Genomic DNA, 21960 nt, shown 5'->3' with positions numbered 1-21960 from the left:
TTTTTTGTTATTTGGATATAACTTAAGAATCAGTTTTTGGATCAGGTTTTTCATCTCCAGCCATAATCATAGCTGCGAGTTTAACCATATCCATTTGAATGGTATTCAGCTGTTTTTCAATTTGGTCAAAATTGATTTGATCTAATTTTCCATTTAGTAAAGGCATGCTTAGAGCTTGTTGATTGGCATGTAGTAAACTTTGGCGAATATTCTCAATTTCCTGACTTTTGATATCTAAGGTGAGAAGAGCTTGATTTAAACCTTCTAATTGCTGTTTTAAAGTTGAAACAGTTGTTTTTAATTCATTTTGATTTTTATCTTGGATAGCTTGTTCAACGTCAAGTTGAGTGTCTTTAAGTTGTTCAACATAATCGCCAGCTTTAAGCTGTAAATTAGCAGCATCTCGAACCATATAAAAAATATTGCCGCTTTTAAATTCGGTTTTACTCGGAGCAATATCTGACTCTTGTCGTTCAATAGCTTGATCAGATGCCTGTTCAGTTATTTCAGTATTTTCTTGTTCAGTAGCATGGTCTTGTGCCTGATCACACCCGAGTAAAAGCATGCCTGAGGCAAAAATTACAAAAGGAAGAAATGCACCCTGTAAAACTTTTTTCATAACTACAAACAACATCAAATAAAGCAAATAGGTACTATAGGCATAAAATATGGAGAAAGATTGTATTTTTGCAAACAAACAACATTTTGACCAGATAATAAAAAAGAGCGTAGAAAACGCTCTTTTTTACGTTTTTTTAACGTTATTTTGCTAACTCTGCTTCAACTGCTTTAACGATTTGTTCATCATCCGCAGTTAGGTTTGGAGCAAAACGAGCCACTACTTCGCCATTTTTATTAATTAAGAATTTCTCGAAGTTCCATAAAACTTCTGGAGCTGGATTAGTTGGAATACCTAAGCCTTCTAAACGCTCACGGAAAGGTCCTTCACCAGTACGTTCTGGTTGAGCTGCTGTCAAAGTTTCATAGAGTGGGTGCTTATCTTCACCGACAACAGATACTTTAGAAAATAAAGGGAAGTGAACATCATAATTTAATGAACAGAATTGTTGAATTTCTTCATCTGAACCTGGTTCTTGCTCTTTAAAGTTGTTTGCTGGAAAACCTAAAATTTCAAGGCCTTGATCTTTTTTTGCTTGATAAAGCTTTTCTAAGCCTTCGTATTGTGGAGTTAAACCACATTTAGAGGCAGTATTTACAATAAGTAAAACCTTGCTCTTATATTGTTCAAGGTCAACCGTTTCGCCTGAAATAGCTTTTACTGGAATGTGATATACAGATTGTGTCATGAGTATTTCCTAAAGATTGTAGTTGATATCAAGTAACGCATTTGTTTTAACTGCTATTGAGGGGTAGTGCAATAATATTCGTGTTCAAAAAAAGAAAAAGATTTTAAAAGATAAACTGAATTCTAGTTATTTCTAATTTGAATAGGTGTTTGTCCAGTATAACGTTTAAAAAACTCAATAAAACTTGAGCTATGTTGATAACCTAAATCATATGCTAAGCGTTTAATTGGAGTACCTTGTCGTATTTGATGAATTGCATAAACAATTTTGGCTCGATTTCGCCATTCGGATAAAGAGAGTTGTAGCTCTTGTTGACTCAAACGTAACAGGTGGCGGTCACTTACAGAGAAATTTTGAAGTAACTGCTGTAAAGAGTGATCAAAAAGTAATGGGTCGGAAAGCTTTTCTAAAATAGGCAATAAAACTGGGTGTCGCGTTTGAGGCAAATAATGCGAATAGGCTGGGGCTTGTTGTAATTGGTCGAATAAGACTTGTAAAAGATGTTCTAAATATTCAGGTTTTTTATTCTGCTTCTGTTGTTCCAGAATTTGGAGGACTAAGGTCCGAAAAAAGGGCTGGATACTAAAACACTGACAGACATCTCCTAAAACAGAGCATAGGCGGGGATGTAGACGAATACAGATATAGTGAATTTCGTGATCAATATCAGTCGATTGATGAACTGTTTGAGGTGGAATCCAAAGTCCATAGCTAGGGGGAGATAGATATAGTTGTTCTTCCACCTGCATTTCTAAAATGCCATTTAAGCTGAAATTAAAATCTCCCCAGAGCGAGGCATGAGGACGAACAATATCTTCTTTTTGATATAGAAATTCATGAACTTCTATACTGTTCAATAAAGAAAAGTGTTGGTCCTCATTGTTCATCTTTGTACTCAGACTATATTTTAATTTTCACAGGTCGCTTTAGGATTATTTAAGCCCTTTGCAAAGGTAAATGTACTTACGAGTGCTAAAGCCACAAAGCTTAATACACCATAAATTAAGGTATTTTCATTGAAATGATCAACCACATAACCGCCTAATAATGAACCTGTGGCAATCATGACCTGAAACATACCTACAAAAAGAGGCATACCTTTTTCAACTGCATGTGGCGCATGTACAAACATCCAGATATTGGCTGAGGTAGGGAAAGCACCAAATGCGAAGCCCCATAAAGCAGTTAAGACAATAGCACCAAATTCATGAATGGCAAAAAGTGGGAATCCAAAAAATACAATTGCAAAGCAAGCACTAACAAAGGCAAGCGTATAACGGACATTCAGATTGCCACTATATCCAGCAAATGCATTTCCGAAAATACCTGCAATTCCGTAGAGCAATAATAATGAACTAATCGTTGTACCATTAAAGCCAGCAATATTTTTGAAGAAAGGTGCTAAATAGCTATATGCACAAAAATGAGCGAGTCCGATAAGTAGAACAATAAGCATGCCGCTACGTGCTTTAGGCGTGCGTAATAATGCTGGTAAGTCCCTCATATGGATTGGCGAGTCTGGAACAAGTTTAGGTAAAAAGATTAATTGTAAGATTAAAACAATTAAGCCAATTCCTGCTGTAATTCCAAAAGCACTGCGCCAGCCATAAAATTCACTTAACCATGTTCCAATAGGAACACCCAAAACTGTCGCAAAAGTTACGCCTGCCATTACAACAGCAGTTGCTTTAGCAATAGGGAGATGAGCGGGAGCTAATTTTCCACTTAAAGCGATTGCCGTGGCCCAGAACCCGCCAATTGAGATGCCTAAAATTAAGCGACTGAGTAATAAAATATGAAAGTTTTCAGCAAAAGCAGTAATGGTATTGGCAATAACCATAATTGCTGTCAGTAAAATGAGAACATAGCGTCGATCAAGTTGTTTCACTGAAACTGGTAATAAGGGGGCAGCAATCGCGGCCATAATGCCGGGTACGGTAATAATAAGACCAGCTGTACCTACAGAAATATTTAAATCTGTTGCAACACTATTTAAAACACCAACAGGTAAAAATTCACTTGTTACTAATGCAAATGCTGCAATGGCAACGGCCAAAATGGCAAACCAGCTTCCCTGTGGGGAGGTCGTGGGTCGCGCTTTAGAGATAGAAGATTGGTCCATAGGAAATCCTTACTTGGCTAAATTTGGAGTGAAGAAAGGCAATTTATTAATTAACTAACGATCATTATGAAAATAAAATAGTTGATAAAAAATCGAACGTCAATTAATTTAATAACGATTGTTATAAAAATAGATGTGATCTTTATGACAAATACGCATGAAACGAATTTGATCGCTGCTGAAGACACGCTGAAAAAAAAGCGTGGACGTCCTAAATGCTTTGATGAACAGCAGGTTTTGCAAAAGGCAATGTTACTGTTTTGGGAGCATGGCTATGAAGCAACGTCGATCAGTGATTTAACACAGGCTTTGGAAATTACAGCACCAAGCTTATACAGTGCGTTTGGAGATAAGGCGGGGCTCTTCTATCAAAGTATTGATTACTATTTGGCTCATGAAGCATGTCCTATTGAAACCATCTTTTTAGAAGCAAAAACAGCAAAAATCGCTTTTGAACTTTATCTATACGATAACGTTAAAAGACTCGTCCAGCCAAATAAGCCTGCTGGTTGTATGCTCGTCGTTGCTGCTATGAATTGTTCTGACGCTACTCAGAATGTGCAGCAGAATCTTCTCGATAAAAGAATAAAGACCAAAGAAAAATTATTCAAACGTCTTCAACAAGGTGTAGAGCAGGGTGATTTGTCTCCAAATGCACCGTTACAGGAAATGACAGACTTTTATGCAACCGTCATTCAAGGGTTAACGATTCAAGCAAGAGATGGGGCGAGTACCGAGCAATTACACAAAGTTGTGGAACATGCCATGAAGACTTGGACATTATTCTAAAAAAAGGAGGATGTCCTAAGTTCAATATCAATGTCGGAAATACGATATTTCAATTTATTAAGACATTCTTCAAAATAAACTCTCTTTTACAGATGGCGTATTACTATGAGTCAGGTCATGAAATATCATAAATGGGCGTTTATATTCCCCATTTTGGCAGTACTGATTTGGTCTTTAAATATTGTAGTTACCCGCTATGTTTCTGATTATATCTCTCCTGTCAGTATCAGTTTTTATCGGTGGTTAATCGCCTTTATTATTTTAACCCCATTTATGTTGTTACCAGTTTGGAAACAGCGACACTTATTAAAACAATATTTGCCTAAATTAGCAGTATTAAGTGCATTTGGAATGGTGCTTTATCAAGGGCTTGCTTATACGGCTGCACATTATACCAGTGCAACTAATATGGGAATTGTGAATGCATTTATTCCGATCTTTACCATTTTCGTTTCTCTTGCTATTTTAAAAGATGTGCCTAATCGCTTTGCAGTTTTTGGCAGTATTTTGTCTTTTGCAGGTTTGCTCTATGTCATGTCCCAAGGAAATATTGGCCACCTATTAAGTTCTGGTGGACATCTTGGTGATGCTTTAATGATTATCGCTGTGTTCTTTTATGCATTTTATGGGGTGTTTCTTAAAAAATGGCAGTTGCCACTTCCAATCATGACGAGCTTATATGTCCAGATTGGTTTTTCTGTAATATTTCACCTTCCTTTAATTTTCTGGTTCGGACTGGATGCTTTAAATGCACAAAATGCTCCGAGTGCTATTTATGCAGGAGTATTTGCTTCACTCATTGCACCTTTAGTTTGGATGTTGGCTGTTCAGCAATTAGGACCTAATAGAACAAGTATCTTTATGAACCTTGTTCCTGTGTTTACAGCAATTATTGCGAGTGTCTGGTTATCTGAGCAGTGGACCATTTATCACACACTAGGGGGCGTAATAATTTTAATTGGTATCATTATGGCTCAAAAGAAGGTCGGTTCTAAAAAGAGTGAGCTGATACAAGAGCAAAACTAAGACGACTAAAAAAACTATGGCATATTTTGAAAAAAATTAATAAAAATATGCCATTTTTTATTAGTTAAAGCTTTTCTATATGATTTATAAATAGTTTATAACAATAGGTTGAAATATAAATATTAAAAAAGCCAATAAAAATATTAATATAATTTTAATTTTTAAGTAAAAATCCGTAAATTCCCTACACTTTTCATGCTTTTTTTAGAGAAATTATATATTTCTCTCATTTAGTCTCTTGCCACATAATAGCGACCACTACGAAAGACGCTCTTTTTGCAGATTCTCTTTCGTTGCAGAGATATCCAAACCCTCTGGATGCGGTATATACCCATCCTTTTTATGCTCAGTTATCCCTATATAACTGAGCTTTTTTTTTGTCTGAAATTAGGCGCGGATAATCTCGCCTGTGAGAGCATTAATAATTCTACTTGGCTGCTGACTTTGGCCTAAGTCACCATTGAGATAGTTTAATTGTGAACCAAAGTATTGGCAGGCATCTTGTAGTGAATGAGCCGGTTCTTGCCCACTCGGGTTGGCACTAGTCGAGACAATAAAACCATGAAAAGCATTGCATAATGCTACACACAAAGGATGTGTGGTGACTCGAACAGCGACAAGTGGATGTTCACCTTTAATCCATGAAGGAATATGTTCACCAGCTGGCAAGAGCCAAGTTGTGGCTCTTTCTGAAGGTTGGTGATTCGTCCAGCAATCAATAATTTCTTGTTGAGTCGCTTCAGGTAAAGAGGTCAACAGGTGTTCGACTTGGCTAATATGGCTGGCTAATAAAATGACCCCCTTCTCAATAGGTCTTTGTTTCAGCACTAGAATTTTTTGAAAAGCTTGTTCGTTAAAAGGGTCGCAACCTAGCCCCCAAACTGCCTCAGTTGGATACGCCAAGACTTGACCTTGATGTAAACTTTCGGCGGCTTCGGTAACTGAGGTGGTAATCATGGTAATACTCTTCATTTCAATCAGACAGAATTGCTATTGTGTGCTCCCATACTAAGAGCGACAACGTAAATACAGCCCTGATTGTTGCATACATAAACCAAGTAGTTCTAGTTCCATGAGTGAAGAGGTGAGTTCTGCAACGGGTTGTGAGTGATGCACGACAAGCTGATCAGTATCTTGACCGACCCAGTCTAAAGATTGATACAGTTTAATTAAATGTTCAGGAATTTCTGGCGCGCCAGTTTCAGTTGCTTCACTTTGGCTTTGTTGTTGACTCTGCCACTGTGTTGGGAGAGCAAGGTCCTCAATAATCTGTTCAGGATGATCGACTAAGATTGCGCCTTCACGAATAAGCTGATGGCAGCCCTGATGAAACTCACTGTAAATATGGCCAGGAATAGCAAATACCGTTTTACCTTGCTCAGCAGCTTTGTTGGCAGTAATCAGTGAGCCACTTTTTAAAGTCGCTTCTACGACGAGTACTCCTAAACTCAAACCACTAACAATTCGGTTCCTACGAGGGAAATGTTGCTGTAATGGTGGCGTACCGGGTAAAAACTCAGTAATGATGGCGCCGTTTTGAGCCAAGATCTGTTCTGCAAGTTTTTTATTCTGAGCAGGGTAGGTGCTGTCTAGACCTGTTCCGGTGACAGCAATAGTTCGTTGATGTACTGAAGCTCCTTGGTGAGCAGCTTCGTCAATGCCATATGCCAAGCCACTACTCACATAAAATCCTTTTTCACTTAAGTAATAGGCAAAATCATAAGCAACCTGACGACCATGTGGGCTTGGTTTTCGACTACCCACAATCGCAATTTGTGGTTGCAACAAAGCTTGAGCTTGGCCTTTTCCAAAAATGATAGGTGGATAGTCTATGTAAGGTAGCAATTGCGTAGGATAGCCAGAGTCATCTGGCGTTAAAATAAAGTCAGTATATTGCTGGATCTGCTGAACCAGTTTTTCAAAATGAGCCTGACCTTGAGCAGTTTGAAATTCATCTACGCGTTTTAAATGATTGGCATGTAAACCGAGATTAGACCATTGGGCTAACCCAGCAGGTTGGACAGCCGTTTCACAGCTACCGAAATAGTCGACAATTTTTTTAAAGCTAACTAAAGAGTGCTGCACCAAATACCACACTTTAAGGGTGTGGTAATGGTGTGAAGAAAGTTGAGTAAGCATTGTAAAGTGTATATCCAGCGTTAATCATCAAAACGAGGTGGCTGAATGTTTGAACCTACTTTAATGGGTAAGTCACTTTCTAATACATATGCATAGCTAAGCTTATCAAAAGTTCTAAATACCATAAGGCTACCAATTTGCTGTCCAGGTAACTGTATTGGTTCTTTGGTTTTAGGGTCTCGAATGGTTTCACCTTGTTGGGTAATATCAAAGACTTGACCCACCTGAATGCCTTGAGCCGTACCGCGGTCTAAAGTCACTACACTATTTTTGGCTGCTCTACCAATTGAACCCATGACACGAATGATCTTGCCACCATCCGTCACTTGTTTAGCATCCACTGGGTAAAATAGAGTGGGTAAAGTCGCATCTTCTTCTGGCATGACCCGATCACCACGACGCACTTCGGAATTGTAGCTATCAGTTAGCTCAAGTGTTGTTATGTCTTTCTCAGAAGAGATCGCAATACCTGACGCAACCTGTTGTAGTTCAATACCTAGACTGTGTTTTTTACCCTTACTATCCATGAAATAGTACGGTTCACCTTCACGGTAGACAGCATAACGTTGACCATCAATTAAACCTTGTCCGCGTGCATAAATCGTTTGGCCCTTTGCCGCAAGTACACGCTGATCGGCAGTGCCAACAATATAAGGCGTATGTTCAATTGCATCGGCTGGTAAAATAGTACTGTGTTCTAACCACTGTTTAATATGCTCAAGTGGAATAACAGGCACGTTATCGTTGAGTGACTCCACACGAACTTGAGGTTGTAAGTTTGCTGTTTGGCCTGTGTAGCGACGAATAATGCCGACACAACCATCTCCCTCATCTTTACCTATCAATGGTCGACCAGCTAAACTGCATAACAATAAGCGGTCACCCGGGTAAATCCAGTGTGGATTTTTGACGTGCTGATTACTTGCCCAGATTTCTGGCCAGCGCCAAGGTTTACTTAGGAAATGACCAGAAATATCCCACAGCGTATCTCCTCGTTTTACAACGTAGACATGTGGTGCATTACTTTTTAGAGAGGGTGGATTATGGTTCGGACTAGCAGCATGAACCTCTGCTACTGTACCCATTGCAACCCCTGTAAAAAGTGCGAAAGCAAGTAAATGCTTTTTTATCCCCAAAGCATGAAATTCACCCATGCCGTTAAAAACCTTTTTCATTATGATAATTCCTAAAAATTATGCGTGCAGATGCGTTATAATAGGCGGCTTACACACAATTTTTCGATGAAGTATTTCCTTCATTTGGTTTTTCAATCAATGGCATAAGTGAGGACGTCAGTATGGCCTTATTACCTATTTTAAGTTTTCCTGATCCCCGACTTCGTACCATTGCTAAGCCTGTTGAAGAAGTTACTGATGAAATTCGTCAACTTGCAGCAGATATGCTTGAAACCATGTATGCCGCACCAGGTATTGGTTTAGCAGCTTCACAGGTAGATCGTCATATTCAGTTAATCGTTATAGATTTATCTGAAGCTAAAGATGAACCCTTGGTTTTTATTAACCCCAAAATCACTCCGCTGACAGAAGATAAGCAGCAGTACGAAGAAGGCTGCCTATCGGTGCCACAAATATACGACAAAGTTGAGCGCCCGTCACGTGTGAAAATTGAGGCAATTAACCTTGAAGGTCAAGCATTTGAGATAGAAGCTGATGGACTTCTCGCTGTTTGTATCCAACATGAAATGGATCACTTAAATGGCAAATTATTTGTGGATTATTTGTCGCCACTTAAACGTCAGCGTGCGCGAGAAAAAGTCGAAAAAGTTGTTCGTCAACGTGAGCGTGAAAAAGTTGCAGTAAAACGTTAAAAATTTCTATTCTTCAAATATTAATATAGTGTGGATGTGATTTTTGGTTTTTCGTAGTGGTCTGTTGCTTGCATGTGCAGCAGTATTTTTACAGGTCGCGGTATTTCTACAGCCGCTATTACCGAAGCAATATCAAATTGCTCCGGTCTGTGAAACTATTACCCGTGCTTTGCTGAAACCCAAAGCACAGACGGAAGCCATGTCACATACCATGCATTCGCATCATGATCATCATATTGAACAGGCTCAAGTACCTGAACACCATGACCATCATGATGCAAATCACCAGTGTCAATATTGTACCGTCTATGCCAATCTGGTTTTACCGCCTGAATTTGGCGTAAAAGAAGTTTTAGTTCGCATACAAGTTCGCTTAGTCGCTTATCAACAAGCATTCAAACATGTTTATTTTGCACTACAGCGACTTTTCCTACTCCCGCAAGGGCGTGCACCACCTCTATTTGCATAAATAAAAGCAATTTTTTGTTGGGGTCTTGATTGACTTCAATATCACTTTATTTATGTTTTAGAGCGTATAAAAAATGTCACATTCTAAATTCTTATTACAACCTTTATGGGTTGCGATGCTTGCTGTTTCTCATTCGGGTCTAGTTTTTGCTGATTCAGAAAAAAATGATATTGATACCAAAACACTTCATTCATTGGCACTTATCGTTGTTACAGCACAGCAAGGCAATGATGCAAATGGTCTTATTGTTCATGCAGATCCAAAGCAACCGATTCAGCCAGTACCTGCTACAGATGGTGCAGATTACCTGCAAAGTATTATGGGTTTTAACTCAATACAAAGCGGTGGAACAAATGGCGATGTAACATTCCGAGGTATGTTTGGCTCACGCATCAAAATTTTGACGGATGGAACCGAAAACTTAGGTGCATGTCCAAATCGTATGGATGCACCAACTTCTTATATTTCACCAGAAAGTTATGACCGTATTTCTGTCATTAAAGGTCCGCAAACAGTTCAATATGCCAATACGGGTTCAGCAGCGACTGTTCTTTTTGAACGTCAGCCTGAAAAGCTCACTACAGAGAAACCTTATCGTGGGCAAGCCAGTGTTTTGTTAGGTTCATATGGGCGTATTGACCATAATGTTGAAGCGGCAATTGGTGATGAGAAAAAATATATCCGTTTAAATGCTAATCGTTCTGAGTCCAATAGTTATCAAGATGGTGACGGCAATACCGTACCTTCAGCATGGGAAAAATGGAATGCTGATGTGGCGATTGGTTTCACTCCAGATGAAAACACATGGATTGAACTCACTGGTGGAAAATCTGATGGTGAATCGCTTTATGCTGGGCGTTCAATGGATGGTTCTCAATTTGCGCGTGAAAGCTTAGGTCTACGTTTTGAAAAGAAAAACATCACTAATGTCATCAAGAAAATAGAAGGGCAGGTGAACTATAGTTATAACGACCATATTATGGATAACTTTAGCTTACGTACTCCGCCATTAGTTGAAATGACACATGATGGTATGACTATGCTGATGCCAAACACGATGGCCATGCAAGTGACGCGCCGTACATTAAACTCACGTTTAGCCATGACCTCTGAATGGAATAAATGGAGTCTGATTACAGGTGTAGATTCTCAATTTAATAAACATGGCGGTAGCATGTCATCGCCAAATATGCCTTCTATGAATGTTCCATATCGTCAAGATATGCGTTTTCAATCATATGGTGCTTTTGGTGAACTTGGTTATCAATGGAACGATCTCAACAAACTGGTTACAGGTGTGCGTTTAGATCGAGTAACAGTTGAAGATGAGCGCGCAGATTCTCAAGCAAAAGGCTTTAATACTAAACTTGAAAAGACTTTACCAAGTGCATTTGTCCGCTGGGAAAATCAACATCCTGAGCATGACCTAAAAAGCTATATCGGTTTAGGCTATGTAGAGCGTATGCCTGATTATTGGGAACTTTTTTCGCCTAAACATGGTAATGCTGGCTCAACCAATACCTTTAACGGTGTGAATCCTGAGAAAACACTACAGTTGGATTTGGGCTTTCAGCAACAACATGGAGCTTTAAATACATGGGCTTCTGCCTATGCAGGCTTAGTCGACGACTACATTTTAATGAGTTATCACCATCACCCAAGCACGGGAATGGGTGGGCATGATATGAGTCATGATATTACTGCGGGTGCTAAAAATGTCGATGCAACCATTGCAGGTGCAGAAGCTGGTATTGGCTATCAATTTACCGACCATATTCAGGCTGATTTGAGTGCGATGTATGCATGGGGTAAAAACACCACAGATGACAAACCTTTACCTCAAATTTCACCTTTAGAAGGTCGAATAAATATTCGCTATGTGGCTGACAAATATAATTTAGGTCTGTTGTGGCGAGCTGTTGCTGAGCAAAACCGCGTGAGTCTACATCAAGGTAACATCGTGGGATATGACTTAAAACCAAGTAAAGGTTTTTCAACTCTTTCTCTAAACGGAAGTTACAACCTTCGTAAGGATATTGATGTATCTGTCGGCATCGACAACGTATTAGATAAAACCTACACCGAACACTTAAATAAAGCGGGTAGTGCAGGCTTTGGATTTGCGAGTGAAGAGCAGTTCAATAATATCGGAAGAAACTACTGGGTTCGTATGAGCATGAAGTTTTAATAAGCTGTAACGAATTAAATGAACTGAAAATATTAATTTAACGAGAGAAATCAAATGACAAATAAATTATCGCCTGAACAGTCTTGGTGGGGATGGAAGTTACTTATTGTGGCTTCTATCTTGAGTTTATTGTTTATGATCATTTTTTACTTGGCAATCAACAATGAACCTGATTACATGCCAAGTCAAAAAAATAAGCAGATGATGGAGTCACACGAGCAAATGAATCACGCTGAAATGCACAGTTCATCATCTCAATAAGCCTTTAATATTTAAAAATGGAAGTCTGGTTAACGGGCTTCCATTTTTTATTTTTAGGCTTGGAAAATTATTGATGCATACTCGCCAAGGTTTTTGCTTTACCTTGATTCTGATAAAGACTTAGACCAAGTTTTTGTATATTACGCCCTGATTTGGATAAGAAGTTTTCAATTCTTGGTGAAAGCTTTGCACCACTATAAAGTAATGAATTACGCAAAATTAGATAATAAGCAAACCAAGAAGCAGATTGTTGAGGCAATCCGAGTAGTTTCATTCTTTTCTTACCAATAAAAAATTGGGTAAGTTCTAAATGTTGTCGGTAAGCAAGCTTCTGCTGCAAAGAGCGTAAATGCAGATACTTTCTCTCAAAAGGTTCTTTAGATAAGCTCGATCCTAATTCAATACTGCTGTGATCGGAGCGAGGGTGAGCAAACTGCATCCAGTACAGTAATCGCCAGCCTTCAGACTCAGATTGAATAAGCCATTTTTCATCAATACCCATCAACCAGCCAACATAACGCCAAAAATGTAAAAAATTCTTAGTTTCCTGTTTTGTCGGCCATATTCCTACAGCTCTAATACCGAGTAAAACCACACTGCTAAACGCTAAATTGGTCATTGCTAAATCAAACTGATTAAGAGGAATTCCCCAAACTTCGCTATCCCAACGATCAGACTTTTTTAATTGTCGGCGAACGAGTGCATGAATAAAGCGAACATAAATGGTTGAGGTAAAACCTGAACTCAAACGAGTGAGGCCCTGAGGTTCAGTAATATCCACCCACCATTTCGTGGTTTCTGCTAAACGAGTACCCGCCTGTTTCTTTAATGCACCTGTTAAAATTAAAGGTTGATTAAACCCCGGATATAAATATCCCGCCATTAAAGATAAATCTCTAAGAATAAAACCATTATTTATTCCTAAACGATGAGTAAATTTAATAGCCTCAACAATTTGGTGTTGGTCTAACCATTCAGGTTTTTGTTCAATGTAATTAAAGAAACTTTCTAACTCAGTAGGTAGGGGCTCAGATAAGTCATGGCGGCCTTGAAATAATATCTTCTCAAAAATCATGCGGTGATCTTTGGGATTTTGCATAACCCAATCAATTACTTTATCCATTTCAACGTCCCCTTCATAAAGAGCACGTTGTAAAGACATATATTCTGCATAGTTTGGCTGTGCTGGTTTTTCGCAACAGACATTTAAAAACTGAGTAAAGAAATTACTGTCTTGCATGTCATTAAAAGAGGCAAGTCGAGTCGGGCTACTTGTTTGCATATTGTCACTTACTTATTAAACTGAATAATAAATAGGCTAATATGAATAATTATTCGCATTCAATTCACATTTAAAGAATAAAAAACCAATGAGAAAAGCCCCACAGCAACAGCGTTCAAAAATTATTGTTGACCATATTTTAGAGGCGACACAGCACTGTATTGCCCAATATGGATTGCTCCATACCACGACTCCTAAAATTGCAGAGAGATCTGGAGTAAGTGTGGGTTCAATTTACCAATACTTTGAGAATAAAGATCAAATCATAGAAGAACTGTTGCGCCGTAAAAGCGAACTATTGGGGCAACAATTCAAAGAATTAGTTATGCAGCAAGGAAATATTCCTTTGGATATCCTTATCCCCTTAGCAATTGAACTAGGATTTGCTGCATTAAAAGCCGATCATGGATTTTTTATAGAGGTGCTGAAGCATTGGCATGACTATAGTCATTCGCAAGCTGCTCAGATTTTAGAAAGACATTTTTTTGAAGTTGGACTATATACATTTAGTAGAAATCCCCATCAATGGGACTTCGAACAGGTGAAGCATAAATCCTTTGTAATCATCAATAGTACGCTTTTTACAATGATGAGATATGTTAGTCAGAACAATTTTCTTATCTCAGAACAACAACTTAAACAAGAATTATCGAGCATGATATTGGCTTATTTAAGTCAAAAATAAATAATCAAAATAATTATTGATATAAAACAATTGGTTAATATGATTATTGTTTTAAAAATGAACGCTCAAGTCATAAGTTTTTAATTTTCGCTTGCAAAGGGAATTTAATCCTCTATAATGCACATCCATCGGCGGTGATGCAGATAGAAACTTGTTGAAAAACAGTTACTTGGAATTGAGTGAGTTGCTTTAGGTAATGAATTTGATGAGAAGTTAGTTTTGAGAATAAGTTTTAAAAATATCGAAATTACCTGTTGACTTTTAAGAGATTAAGAGTAATATAGCCGACCTAGCTTGCTGGTGACGAACCAGTAAGAAGATCATTAAGAGATTATGAAGAACAACTTGTGTGGATTTTTACTGATTGATCGATCGAAATATTATCATTGATTGATTGGTTTAAATTACTCGAAGTTTATTTGAGCGAAATTTAAGTCAGAAAATTGATGAGCCAGAATTGGCACCTTGTCTTTAATAAGGTGCAAAATGATTTTTAACTGAAGAGTTTGATCATGGCTCAGATTGAACGCTGGCGGCAGGCTTAACACATGCAAGTCGAGCGGAGTGATGGTGCTTGCACTATCACTTAGCGGCGGACGGGTGAGTAATGCTTAGGAATCTGCCTATTAGTGGGGGACAACATTTCGAAAGGAATGCTAATACCGCATACGTCCTACGGGAGAAAGCAGGGGATCTTCGGACCTTGCGCTAATAGATGAGCCTAAGTCGGATTAGCTAGTTGGTGGGGTAAAGGCCTACCAAGGCGACGATCTGTAGCGGGTCTGAGAGGATGATCCGCCACACTGGGACTGAGACACGGCCCAGACTCCTACGGGAGGCAGCAGTGGGGAATATTGGACAATGGGCGCAAGCCTGATCCAGCCATGCCGCGTGTGTGAAGAAGGCCTTATGGTTGTAAAGCACTTTAAGCGAGGAGGAGGCTACTGAAGTTAATACCTTCAGATAGTGGACGTTACTCGCAGAATAAGCACCGGCTAACTCTGTGCCAGCAGCCGCGGTAATACAGAGGGTGCAAGCGTTAATCGGATTTACTGGGCGTAAAGCGCGCGTAGGCGGCTAATTAAGTCAAATGTGAAATCCCCGAGCTTAACTTGGGAATTGCATTCGATACTGGTTAGCTAGAGTGTGGGAGAGGATGGTAGAATTCCAGGTGTAGCGGTGAAATGCGTAGAGATCTGGAGGAATACCGATGGCGAAGGCAGCCATCTGGCCTAACACTGACGCTGAGGTGCGAAAGCATGGGGAGCAAACAGGATTAGATACCCTGGTAGTCCATGCCGTAAACGATGTCTACTAGCCGTTGGGGCCTTTGAGGCTTTAGTGGCGCAGCTAACGCGATAAGTAGACCGCCTGGGGAGTACGGTCGCAAGACTAAAACTCAAATGAATTGACGGGGGCCCGCACAAGCGGTGGAGCATGTGGTTTAATTCGATGCAACGCGAAGAACCTTACCTGGCCTTGACATAGTAAGAACTTTCCAGAGATGGATTGGTGCCTTCGGGAACTTACATACAGGTGCTGCATGGCTGTCGTCAGCTCGTGTCGTGAGATGTTGGGTTAAGTCCCGCAACGAGCGCAACCCTTTTCCTTATTTGCCAGCGAGTAATGTCGGGAACTTTAAGGATACTGCCAGTGACAAACTGGAGGAAGGCGGGGACGACGTCAAGTCATCATGGCCCTTACGGCCAGGGCTACACACGTGCTACAATGGTCGGTACAAAGGGTTGCTACCTAGCGATAGGATGCTAATCTCAAAAAGCCGATCGTAGTCCGGATTGGAGTCTGCAACTCGACTCCATGAAGTCGGAATCGCTAGTAATCGCGGATCAGAATGCCGCGGTGAATACGTTCCCGGGCCTTGTACACACCGCCCGTCACACCATGGGAGTTTGTTGCACCAGAAGTAGGTAGTCTAACCGCAAGGAGGACGCTTACCACGGTGTGGCCGATGACTGGGGTGAAGTCGTAACAAGGTAGCCGTAGGGGAACCTGCGGCTGGATCACCTCCTTAACGAAAGATTGACGATTGGTAAGAATCCACAACAAGTTGTTCTTCATAGATGTATCTGAGGGTCTGTAGCTCAGTTGGTTAGAGCACACGCTTGATAAGCGTGGGGTCACAAGTTCAAGTCTTGTCAGACCCACCATGACTTTGACTGGTTGAAGTTATAGAAAAGAAGATACATAACTGATGATGTAAGCTGGGGACTTAGCTTAGTTGGTAGAGCGCCTGCTTTGCACGCAGGAGGTCAGGAGTTCGACTCTCCTAGTCTCCACCAGAACTTAAGAGAAGTTCGGATTACAGAAATTAGTAAATAGAGGTTGTAAGATCTTAGTTTATTAACTTCTGTGATTTAAGTATCACGGTATTAAGCATGACCTGACGAAGGCATGTTTATTCATTAACAGATTGGCAAAATTGAGTCTGAAATAAATTGTTCACTCAATAATGAAAAGAGAAGAAGTAATTCTGATCTTGGAATTAATTGAGAACTAGCAAATTAACTGAATCAAGCGTTTTGGTATATGAATTAGATTGAAGCTGTACAGTGTTTAAATACACAGTACTTCAAACTGTAAGAGATTGATGAGAAATCATTGATCATGTCTTATTACTCCTTGTAGGTAATAACGACTGTTTGGGGTTGTATAGTCAAGTAATTAAGTGCATGTGGTGGATGCCTTGGCAGTCAGAGGCGATGAAAGACGTAATAGCCTGCGATAAGCTCCGGGGAGGCGGCAAATATCCTTTGATCCGGAGATTTCTGAATGGGGGAACCCACCTACTTTAAGGTAGGTATTGCAACATGAATACATAGTGTTGCAAGGCGAACGAGGGGAAGTGAAACATCTCAGTACCCTTAGGAAAAGAAATCAATTGAGATTCCCTTAGTAGCGGCGAGCGAACGGGGATCAGCCCATTAAGTTATGTGTGTTTTAGTGGAACGCTCTGGGAAGTGCGAACGTAGAGGGTGATATTCCCGTACACGAAAGGGCACACATAATGATGACGAGTAGGGCGAGGCACGTGAAACCTTGTCTGAATATGGGGGGACCATCCTCCAAGGCTAAATACTCCTGACTGACCGATAGTGAACCAGTACCGTGAGGGAAAGGCGAAAAGAACCCCTGTGAGGGGAGTGAAATAGATCCTGAAACCGCATGCATACAAGCAGTGGGAGCCGACTTGTTCGGTGACTGCGTACCTTTTGTATAATGGGTCAGCGACTTATATTCAGTAGCGAGGTTAACCGTATAGGGGAGCCGTAGAGAAATCGAGTCTTAATAGGGCGTTTAGTTGCTGGGTATAGACCCGAAACCAGGCGATCTATCCATGAGCAGGTTGAAGGTTGGGTAACACTAACTGGAGGACCGAACCCACTGTCGTTGAAAAGCCAGGGGATGACTTGTGGATAGGGGTGAAAGGCTAATCAAGCCTGGTGATAGCTGGTTCTCCCCGAAAGCTATTTAGGTAGCGCCTCGGACGAATACCATAGGGGGTAGAGCACTGTTTCGGCTAGGGGGTCATCCCGACTTACCAAACCGATGCAAACTCCGAATACCTATGAGTACTATCCGGGAGACAGACTGCGGGTGCTAACGTCCGTAGTCAAGAGGAAAACAATCCAGACCGCCAGCTAAGGCCCCAAAATCATAGTTAAGTGGGAAACGATGTGGGAAGGCATAGACAGCTAGGAGGTTGGCTTAGAAGCAGCCACCCTTTAAAGAAAGCGTAATAGCTCACTAGTCGAGTCGGCCTGCGCGGAAGATGTAACGGGGCTAAAACTATGTGCCGAAGCTGCGGATTTGACTTTTAAGTCAAGTGGTAGGGGAGCGTTCTGTAAGCCGATGAAGGTGTATTGAGAAGTATGCTGGAGGTATCAGAAGTGCGAATGCTGACGTGAGTAACGACAAAACGGGTGAAAAACCCGTTCGCCGAAAGACCAAGGGTTCCAGTCCAACGTTAATCGGGGCTGGGTGAGTCGACCCCTAAGGCGAGGCCGAAAGGCGTAGTCGATGGGAAATTGGTTAATATTCCAATACTTCTGTGTAATGCGATGAGAGGACGGAGAAGGTTAAGTCAGCCTGGCGTTGGTTGTCCAGGTGAAAGGAAGTAGGCATGCATCTTAGGCAAATCCGGGGTGCTCTATGCTGAGATCTGATAGCAAGCTGTACTTGTACAGCGAAGTGGCTGATACCATGCTTCCAGGAAAAGTCTCTAAGCTTCAGTTACACAGGAATCGTACCCTAAACCGACACAGGTGGTCAGGTCGAGTAGACCAAGGCGCTTGAGAGAACTCTGCTGAAGGAACTAGGCAAAATGGTACCGTAACTTCGGGAGAAGGTACGCTGTTGTTGGTGATGGAACTTGCTTCCTGAGCTGATGACAGCCACAGAAACCAGGCCGCTGCAACTGTTTATTAAAAACATAGCACTCTGCAAACACGAAAGTGGACGTATAGGGTGTGATGCCTGCCCGGTGCTGGAAGGTTAATTGATGGGGTTAGCGTAAGCGAAGCTCTTGATCGAAGCCCCAGTAAACGGCGGCCGTAACTATAACGGTCCTAAGGTAGCGAAATTCCTTGTCGGGTAAGTTCCGACCTGCACGAATGGCATAATGATGGCGGCGCTGTCTCCAGCAGAGGCTCAGTGAAATCGAAATCGCTGTGAAGATGCAGTGTACCCGCGGCTAGACGGAAAGACCCCGTGAACCTTTACTGCAGCTTGACATTGAACTTTGACCTTACTTGTGTAGGATAGGTGGGAGGCTTTGAAGTTGGAACGCTAGTTCCAATGGAGCCGTCCTTGAAATACCACCCTGGTAATGTTGAGGTTCTAACTCTGCCCCGTAATCCGGGGCGAGGACCATGTCTGGTGGGTAGTTTGACTGGGGCGGTCTCCTCCTAAAGAGTAACGGAGGAGTACGAAGGTGCGCTCAGCGTGGTCGGAAATCACGCGTAGAGTATAAAGGCAAAAGCGCGCTTAACTGCGAGACCCACAAGTCGAGCAGGTACGAAAGTAGGTCTTAGTGATCCGGTGGTTCTGTATGGAAGGGCCATCGCTCAACGGATAAAAGGTACTCTGGGGATAACAGGCTGATACCGCCCAAGAGTTCATATCGACGGCGGTGTTTGGCACCTCGATGTCGGCTCATCTCATCCTGGGGCTGAAGCAGGTCCCAAGGGTATGGCTGTTCGCCATTTAAAGAGGTACGCGAGCTGGGTTTAGAACGTCGTGAGACAGTTCGGTCCCTATCTACCGTGGGCGCTGGAAATTTGAGAGGATCTGCTCCTAGTACGAGAGGACCAGAGTGGACGAACCTCTGGTGTACCGGTTGTGACGCCAGTCGCATCGCCGGGTAGCTATGTTCGGAAGGGATAACCGCTGAAAGCATCTAAGCGGGAAGCCTACCTCAAGATAAGATTTCCCTAGGACTTTATGTCCTCTAAAGAGCCGTTCGAGACTAGGACGTTGATAGGTTGGATGTGGAAGCATAGTGATATGTGAAGCTGACCAATACTAATTGCTCGTGAGGCTTGACTATACAACACCCAAGCAGTTGTATATAAAGCATCAATCGATTCATTAATATGCAAAGCAACTTGATTTAGTTATACGCTTAGCTAAAATGAACAAAATAAAGTAAGACTCAATCAGCCCATCTGTAAAGATTTGGAAAACGCATCGGCAACTAATAAGACCAATGCAAGTATCCATACCAGTTGTGCTGGCGACCATAGCAAGAGTGAACCACCTGATCCCTTCCCGAACTCAGAAGTGAAACCTCTTAGCGCTGATGGTAGTGTGGGGTTTCCCATGTGAGAGTAAGTCATCGCCAGCTCATTATTCTAAACACCCCTGTCCAATAGGCCAGGGGTGTTTTTTTATGCCTGGAAATAACCATTAGAGTAGTTTTCATTAAAAATACTGCATATTATTTCGATCTTTGCTTATGATATGAGCAATTAAAATTGAGCTTCTGCTTATGCAGTTTAAAATTATCGCGGCCCAAGATCTAAATAAGCAACAACGACAACAGATTGCTGAGCTGTGTTTTGCTGCTTTTGATGAAGATCCTTGGAGTCAATATACCTTCATGCAAAGCGCTGTTCATATAGTAGGCATATTAGATGATAGTATATTGTGTCACATGCTTTATGGACAGATCGAATTTTCACCTTAAAAGATGGTATTACTGTAAAAACTGCTTATATAGAATATGTGACTACTGATTTCAAAATGCGTGGAAAAGGACTCGCATCTAAATTATTAAAATATTTAACTGATGTTTTAACTACTTTAGGTTATGAACTCGCGGCATTACAGCCTGAAGATGAGGCATTCTATAAAAAATTAGGTTGGATTTCATGGTGGGGGGATTTATACATCAAACAAGATGCTTCCACTTATCTAACAGATGATTATCAAATTATGTTATTTCCGTTGAGCGCTAAGCTGAAGGCGCGACTAACCCATAATTTAGAAGATGATACTATTTGTGCCGATTGGAGAGAGGGTGAACTTTGGTAGTTTTAATTACATAAAATATTAGCTTTAATGTTCGACCAGAAGATTAGCGTAGTCTTAATAATGTGAAATATTAGCCAGCTTTCCTATTATTTCTAATGTGGTATGTGGATAGGAAAATAAATTTATCTAATCTAATAATTTGATTTTTAAGGTATTTTTAAATTATTTTTTGTTAAAAATAAATTTATGACAAGACACGTTGTTAATTTGATAATTTAGGCATTACTTAGCTTTTCTACTTTCCTGTTTATTAGAGAAGTTTATAATGATTCAGAATCATTCCAAATCTAATAAGGATATAACATGTCTACCGACCAGCAATTTCCAACACCCAATAATTTAGGGATCGCAGTTTATTCAAATAATGCAGAAGCAATTGGTAATACACCTTTAGTTCGTATCAATCGTTTGATTAAAACTGGTGCAACTGTATTAGCAAAAGTAGAAAGTCGGAATCCTGCATTTTCTGTGAAATGTCGTATTGGGGCGGCACTTATTGCAGATGCAGAAAAGCGTGGTGTGTTAAAAGAAGGCATGCATATTATTGAGCCAACCAGTGGTAACACGGGGATTGCGTTGGCTTTTGTTGCAGCGGCTAAGGGTTACCCAATTACTTTAACTATGCCTGCAAGCATGAGTCTTGAGCGTAGAAAAGTGTTAAAAGCACTCGGTGCCAATTTAGTTTTAACTGAACCAGCGAAAGGGATGAAAGGTGCAGTTGATGAAGCTGTGCGATTAGCAGCTGAACAACCAGATGTTTATTTCCTACCTCAACAATTTGAAAATCCAGCGAATCCACAAATTCATGTAGATACAACTGGCCCTGAAATTTGGCAAGCAACAGGCGGGCAAGTCGATATTTTGGTTGCTGGTGTAGGTACTGGTGGCACAATTACCGGTATTTCTCGTTATTTCGAACAAGTTCAAAATAAAACTTTGTACTCTGTAGCCGTTGAACCTGCCGAGTCTCCAATTATTACTCAAACTAGAAATGGTGAGAATGTTACACCTGCACCGCATAAAATTCAGGGAATTGGTGCGAACTTTATTCCAAAGAATCTTGATTTAGATCTTGTTGATGAAGTCTTACCAATAACTAGTGAAGAAGCAATTCAGTGGGCAAGAAATTGTGCAATGCAGGAAGGCATTTTAGTAGGTATTTCAAGTGGAGCAGCTTTGGCTGCGGCTGCTAAAATTGCAGAACGTCCTGAAAATGCTGGCAAAACGATTGTTGTTATTCTTCCAGACAGTGGAGAGCGTTATTTATCTTCTGTTCTATTTGAAGGTTTATTTGACGAATAAAATTACTTGT

Annotated in this window: 15 protein-coding genes, 2 tRNA genes, 3 rRNA genes and 2 pseudogenes; 14 read left to right on the top strand and 8 right to left on the bottom strand. The window is 40.7% G+C overall.

The window, feature by feature from the left end:
- Positions 1-22: 22 nt before the first annotated feature.
- The 4 genes from ACB088_RS15365 to ACB088_RS15350 all read right to left on the bottom strand — a co-directional run bounded on the left by ACB088_RS15365 (position 23) and on the right by ACB088_RS15350 (position 3429).
- The gene (locus tag ACB088_RS15365) at positions 23-619 is read right to left on the bottom strand and encodes a hypothetical protein (RefSeq protein WP_375037367.1); all 597 of its coding nucleotides are present in this window, start codon (positions 617-619) and stop codon (positions 23-25) included.
- A 142-nt stretch (positions 620-761) separates the two neighbouring features.
- Entirely contained in the window at positions 762-1307 is a 546-nt protein-coding gene (locus tag ACB088_RS15360; protein WP_375037366.1) for a glutathione peroxidase, read from the bottom strand.
- A 122-nt stretch (positions 1308-1429) separates the two neighbouring features.
- Positions 1430-2194 carry a helix-turn-helix transcriptional regulator gene (locus ACB088_RS15355; protein WP_092710583.1) on the bottom strand — a complete coding sequence of 255 codons (765 nt, stop codon included), beginning with the start codon at positions 2192-2194 and terminating at the stop codon, positions 1430-1432.
- Positions 2195-2214: 20 nt separating this feature from the next.
- Positions 2215-3429, bottom strand: coding sequence for an MFS transporter (locus ACB088_RS15350; protein ID WP_307013250.1), 1215 nt, complete (start codon positions 3427-3429; stop codon positions 2215-2217).
- A 135-nt stretch (positions 3430-3564) separates the two neighbouring features.
- Between ACB088_RS15350 and ACB088_RS15345 the strand changes: the two genes are divergently transcribed.
- Positions 3565-4218 (top strand): TetR/AcrR family transcriptional regulator, encoded by a 654-nt coding sequence (locus ACB088_RS15345; protein ID WP_003655509.1) that lies wholly within the window; start codon positions 3565-3567, stop codon positions 4216-4218.
- 105 nt (positions 4219-4323) lie between these two features.
- Entirely contained in the window at positions 4324-5244 is a 921-nt protein-coding gene (locus ACB088_RS15340; protein WP_199991069.1) for a DMT family transporter, read from the top strand.
- 387 nt (positions 5245-5631) lie between these two features.
- On the opposite strand, the gene ACB088_RS15335 is transcribed toward ACB088_RS15340, so the two are convergent.
- The 3 genes from ACB088_RS15335 to ACB088_RS15325 are packed head-to-tail and all read right to left on the bottom strand — an operon-like array spanning position 5632 to position 8558.
- Entirely contained in the window at positions 5632-6201 is a 570-nt protein-coding gene (locus tag ACB088_RS15335) for an L-threonylcarbamoyladenylate synthase (protein WP_375037365.1), read from the bottom strand.
- A gap of 51 nt (positions 6202-6252) precedes the next feature.
- Positions 6253-7383 (bottom strand): DNA-processing protein DprA, encoded by a 1131-nt coding sequence (gene dprA / locus ACB088_RS15330; RefSeq protein WP_375037364.1) that lies wholly within the window; start codon positions 7381-7383, stop codon positions 6253-6255.
- 20 nt (positions 7384-7403) lie between these two features.
- Positions 7404-8558 carry a LysM peptidoglycan-binding domain-containing protein gene (locus ACB088_RS15325; protein WP_375037363.1) on the bottom strand — a complete coding sequence of 385 codons (1155 nt, stop codon included), beginning with the start codon at positions 8556-8558 and terminating at the stop codon, positions 7404-7406.
- 122 nt (positions 8559-8680) lie between these two features.
- Here ACB088_RS15325 and def point away from each other — a divergent pair, with 122 nt between their 5' ends.
- The 4 genes from def (at position 8681) to ACB088_RS15305 (ending at position 12129) form a co-directional block, all read left to right on the top strand.
- Positions 8681-9211 (top strand): peptide deformylase, encoded by a 531-nt coding sequence (gene def / locus ACB088_RS15320; protein WP_004795267.1) that lies wholly within the window; start codon positions 8681-8683, stop codon positions 9209-9211.
- A gap of 43 nt (positions 9212-9254) precedes the next feature.
- On the top strand, positions 9255-9680 hold the full coding sequence (locus ACB088_RS15315; protein WP_309953377.1) for a DUF2946 family protein: 426 nt from the start codon (positions 9255-9257) through the stop codon (positions 9678-9680).
- Positions 9681-9753: 73 nt separating this feature from the next.
- Entirely contained in the window at positions 9754-11868 is a 2115-nt protein-coding gene (locus tag ACB088_RS15310) for a TonB-dependent copper receptor (RefSeq protein ID WP_375037362.1), read from the top strand.
- A 54-nt stretch (positions 11869-11922) separates the two neighbouring features.
- A complete protein-coding gene (locus tag ACB088_RS15305) occupies positions 11923-12129 on the top strand; it encodes a hypothetical protein (RefSeq protein WP_375037361.1) in 207 nt (68 codons plus the stop codon).
- Between the two features lie 67 nt (positions 12130-12196).
- On the opposite strand, the gene ACB088_RS15300 is transcribed toward ACB088_RS15305, so the two are convergent.
- On the bottom strand, positions 12197-13411 hold the full coding sequence (locus ACB088_RS15300) for an oxygenase MpaB family protein (protein ID WP_375037360.1): 1215 nt from the start codon (positions 13409-13411) through the stop codon (positions 12197-12199).
- Between the two features lie 88 nt (positions 13412-13499).
- On the opposite strand from ACB088_RS15300, the pseudogene ACB088_RS15295 reads away from it, so the two are divergent.
- The 8 genes and pseudogenes from ACB088_RS15295 to cysK all read left to right on the top strand — a co-directional run bounded on the left by ACB088_RS15295 (position 13500) and on the right by cysK (position 21950).
- Positions 13500-14070 (top strand): annotated as a pseudogene (locus tag ACB088_RS15295) (TetR/AcrR family transcriptional regulator).
- 520 nt (positions 14071-14590) lie between these two features.
- Positions 14591-16128, top strand: a 16S ribosomal RNA gene (locus ACB088_RS15290).
- A 59-nt stretch (positions 16129-16187) separates the two neighbouring features.
- Positions 16188-16264, top strand: a tRNA-Ile gene (locus tag ACB088_RS15285).
- Positions 16265-16320: 56 nt separating this feature from the next.
- A tRNA-Ala gene (locus ACB088_RS15280) sits at positions 16321-16396 on the top strand.
- A gap of 372 nt (positions 16397-16768) precedes the next feature.
- Positions 16769-19662 (top strand): 23S ribosomal RNA (locus ACB088_RS15275).
- 182 nt (positions 19663-19844) lie between these two features.
- Positions 19845-19959 (top strand): 5S ribosomal RNA (gene rrf / locus ACB088_RS15270).
- Together the 16S, 23S and 5S rRNA genes with 2 tRNA genes alongside form the textbook arrangement of a ribosomal RNA operon.
- A gap of 144 nt (positions 19960-20103) precedes the next feature.
- Positions 20104-20648, top strand: a pseudogene (locus tag ACB088_RS15265) (GNAT family N-acetyltransferase).
- A gap of 303 nt (positions 20649-20951) precedes the next feature.
- Positions 20952-21950: a cysteine synthase A gene (cysK, locus tag ACB088_RS15260; RefSeq protein ID WP_375037359.1), complete on the top strand. Its 999-nt coding sequence runs from the start codon at positions 20952-20954 to the stop codon at positions 21948-21950.
- Positions 21951-21960: the final 10 nt, after the last annotated feature.

Origin of the sequence: Acinetobacter sp. RW6 (assembly GCF_041956835.1) — a bacterium.
Taxonomy (GTDB): domain Bacteria; phylum Pseudomonadota; class Gammaproteobacteria; order Pseudomonadales; family Moraxellaceae; genus Acinetobacter; species Acinetobacter calcoaceticus.
The sequence above is the reverse complement of the archived record's forward strand: the minus strand, read 5'-3'. Positions and strand labels throughout refer to the sequence as shown.

Excerpts from the sequence above, each read along its gene's own strand:
- ACB088_RS15365 (WP_375037367.1), bottom strand. The coding sequence starts at position 619 with ATGAAAAAAGTTTTACAGGGTGCATTTCTTCCTTTTGTAATTTTTGCC.
- ACB088_RS15360 (WP_375037366.1), bottom strand. The coding sequence starts at position 1,307 with ATGACACAATCTGTATATCACATTCCAGTAAAAGCTATTTCAGGCGAA.
- ACB088_RS15355 (WP_092710583.1), bottom strand. The coding sequence starts at position 2,194 with ATGAACAATGAGGACCAACACTTTTCTTTATTGAACAGTATAGAAGTT.
- ACB088_RS15350 (WP_307013250.1), bottom strand. The coding sequence starts at position 3,429 with ATGGACCAATCTTCTATCTCTAAAGCGCGACCCACGACCTCCCCACAG.
- ACB088_RS15340 (WP_199991069.1), top strand. The coding sequence starts at position 4,324 with ATGAGTCAGGTCATGAAATATCATAAATGGGCGTTTATATTCCCCATT.
- ACB088_RS15335 (WP_375037365.1), bottom strand. The coding sequence starts at position 6,201 with ATGATTACCACCTCAGTTACCGAAGCCGCCGAAAGTTTACATCAAGGT.
- dprA (WP_375037364.1), bottom strand. The coding sequence starts at position 7,383 with ATGCTTACTCAACTTTCTTCACACCATTACCACACCCTTAAAGTGTGG.
- ACB088_RS15325 (WP_375037363.1), bottom strand. The coding sequence starts at position 8,558 with ATGAAAAAGGTTTTTAACGGCATGGGTGAATTTCATGCTTTGGGGATA.
- def (WP_004795267.1), top strand. The coding sequence starts at position 8,681 with ATGGCCTTATTACCTATTTTAAGTTTTCCTGATCCCCGACTTCGTACC.
- ACB088_RS15310 (WP_375037362.1), top strand. The coding sequence starts at position 9,754 with ATGTCACATTCTAAATTCTTATTACAACCTTTATGGGTTGCGATGCTT.
- ACB088_RS15305 (WP_375037361.1), top strand. The coding sequence starts at position 11,923 with ATGACAAATAAATTATCGCCTGAACAGTCTTGGTGGGGATGGAAGTTA.
- ACB088_RS15300 (WP_375037360.1), bottom strand. The coding sequence starts at position 13,411 with ATGCAAACAAGTAGCCCGACTCGACTTGCCTCTTTTAATGACATGCAA.
- cysK (WP_375037359.1), top strand. The coding sequence starts at position 20,952 with ATGTCTACCGACCAGCAATTTCCAACACCCAATAATTTAGGGATCGCA.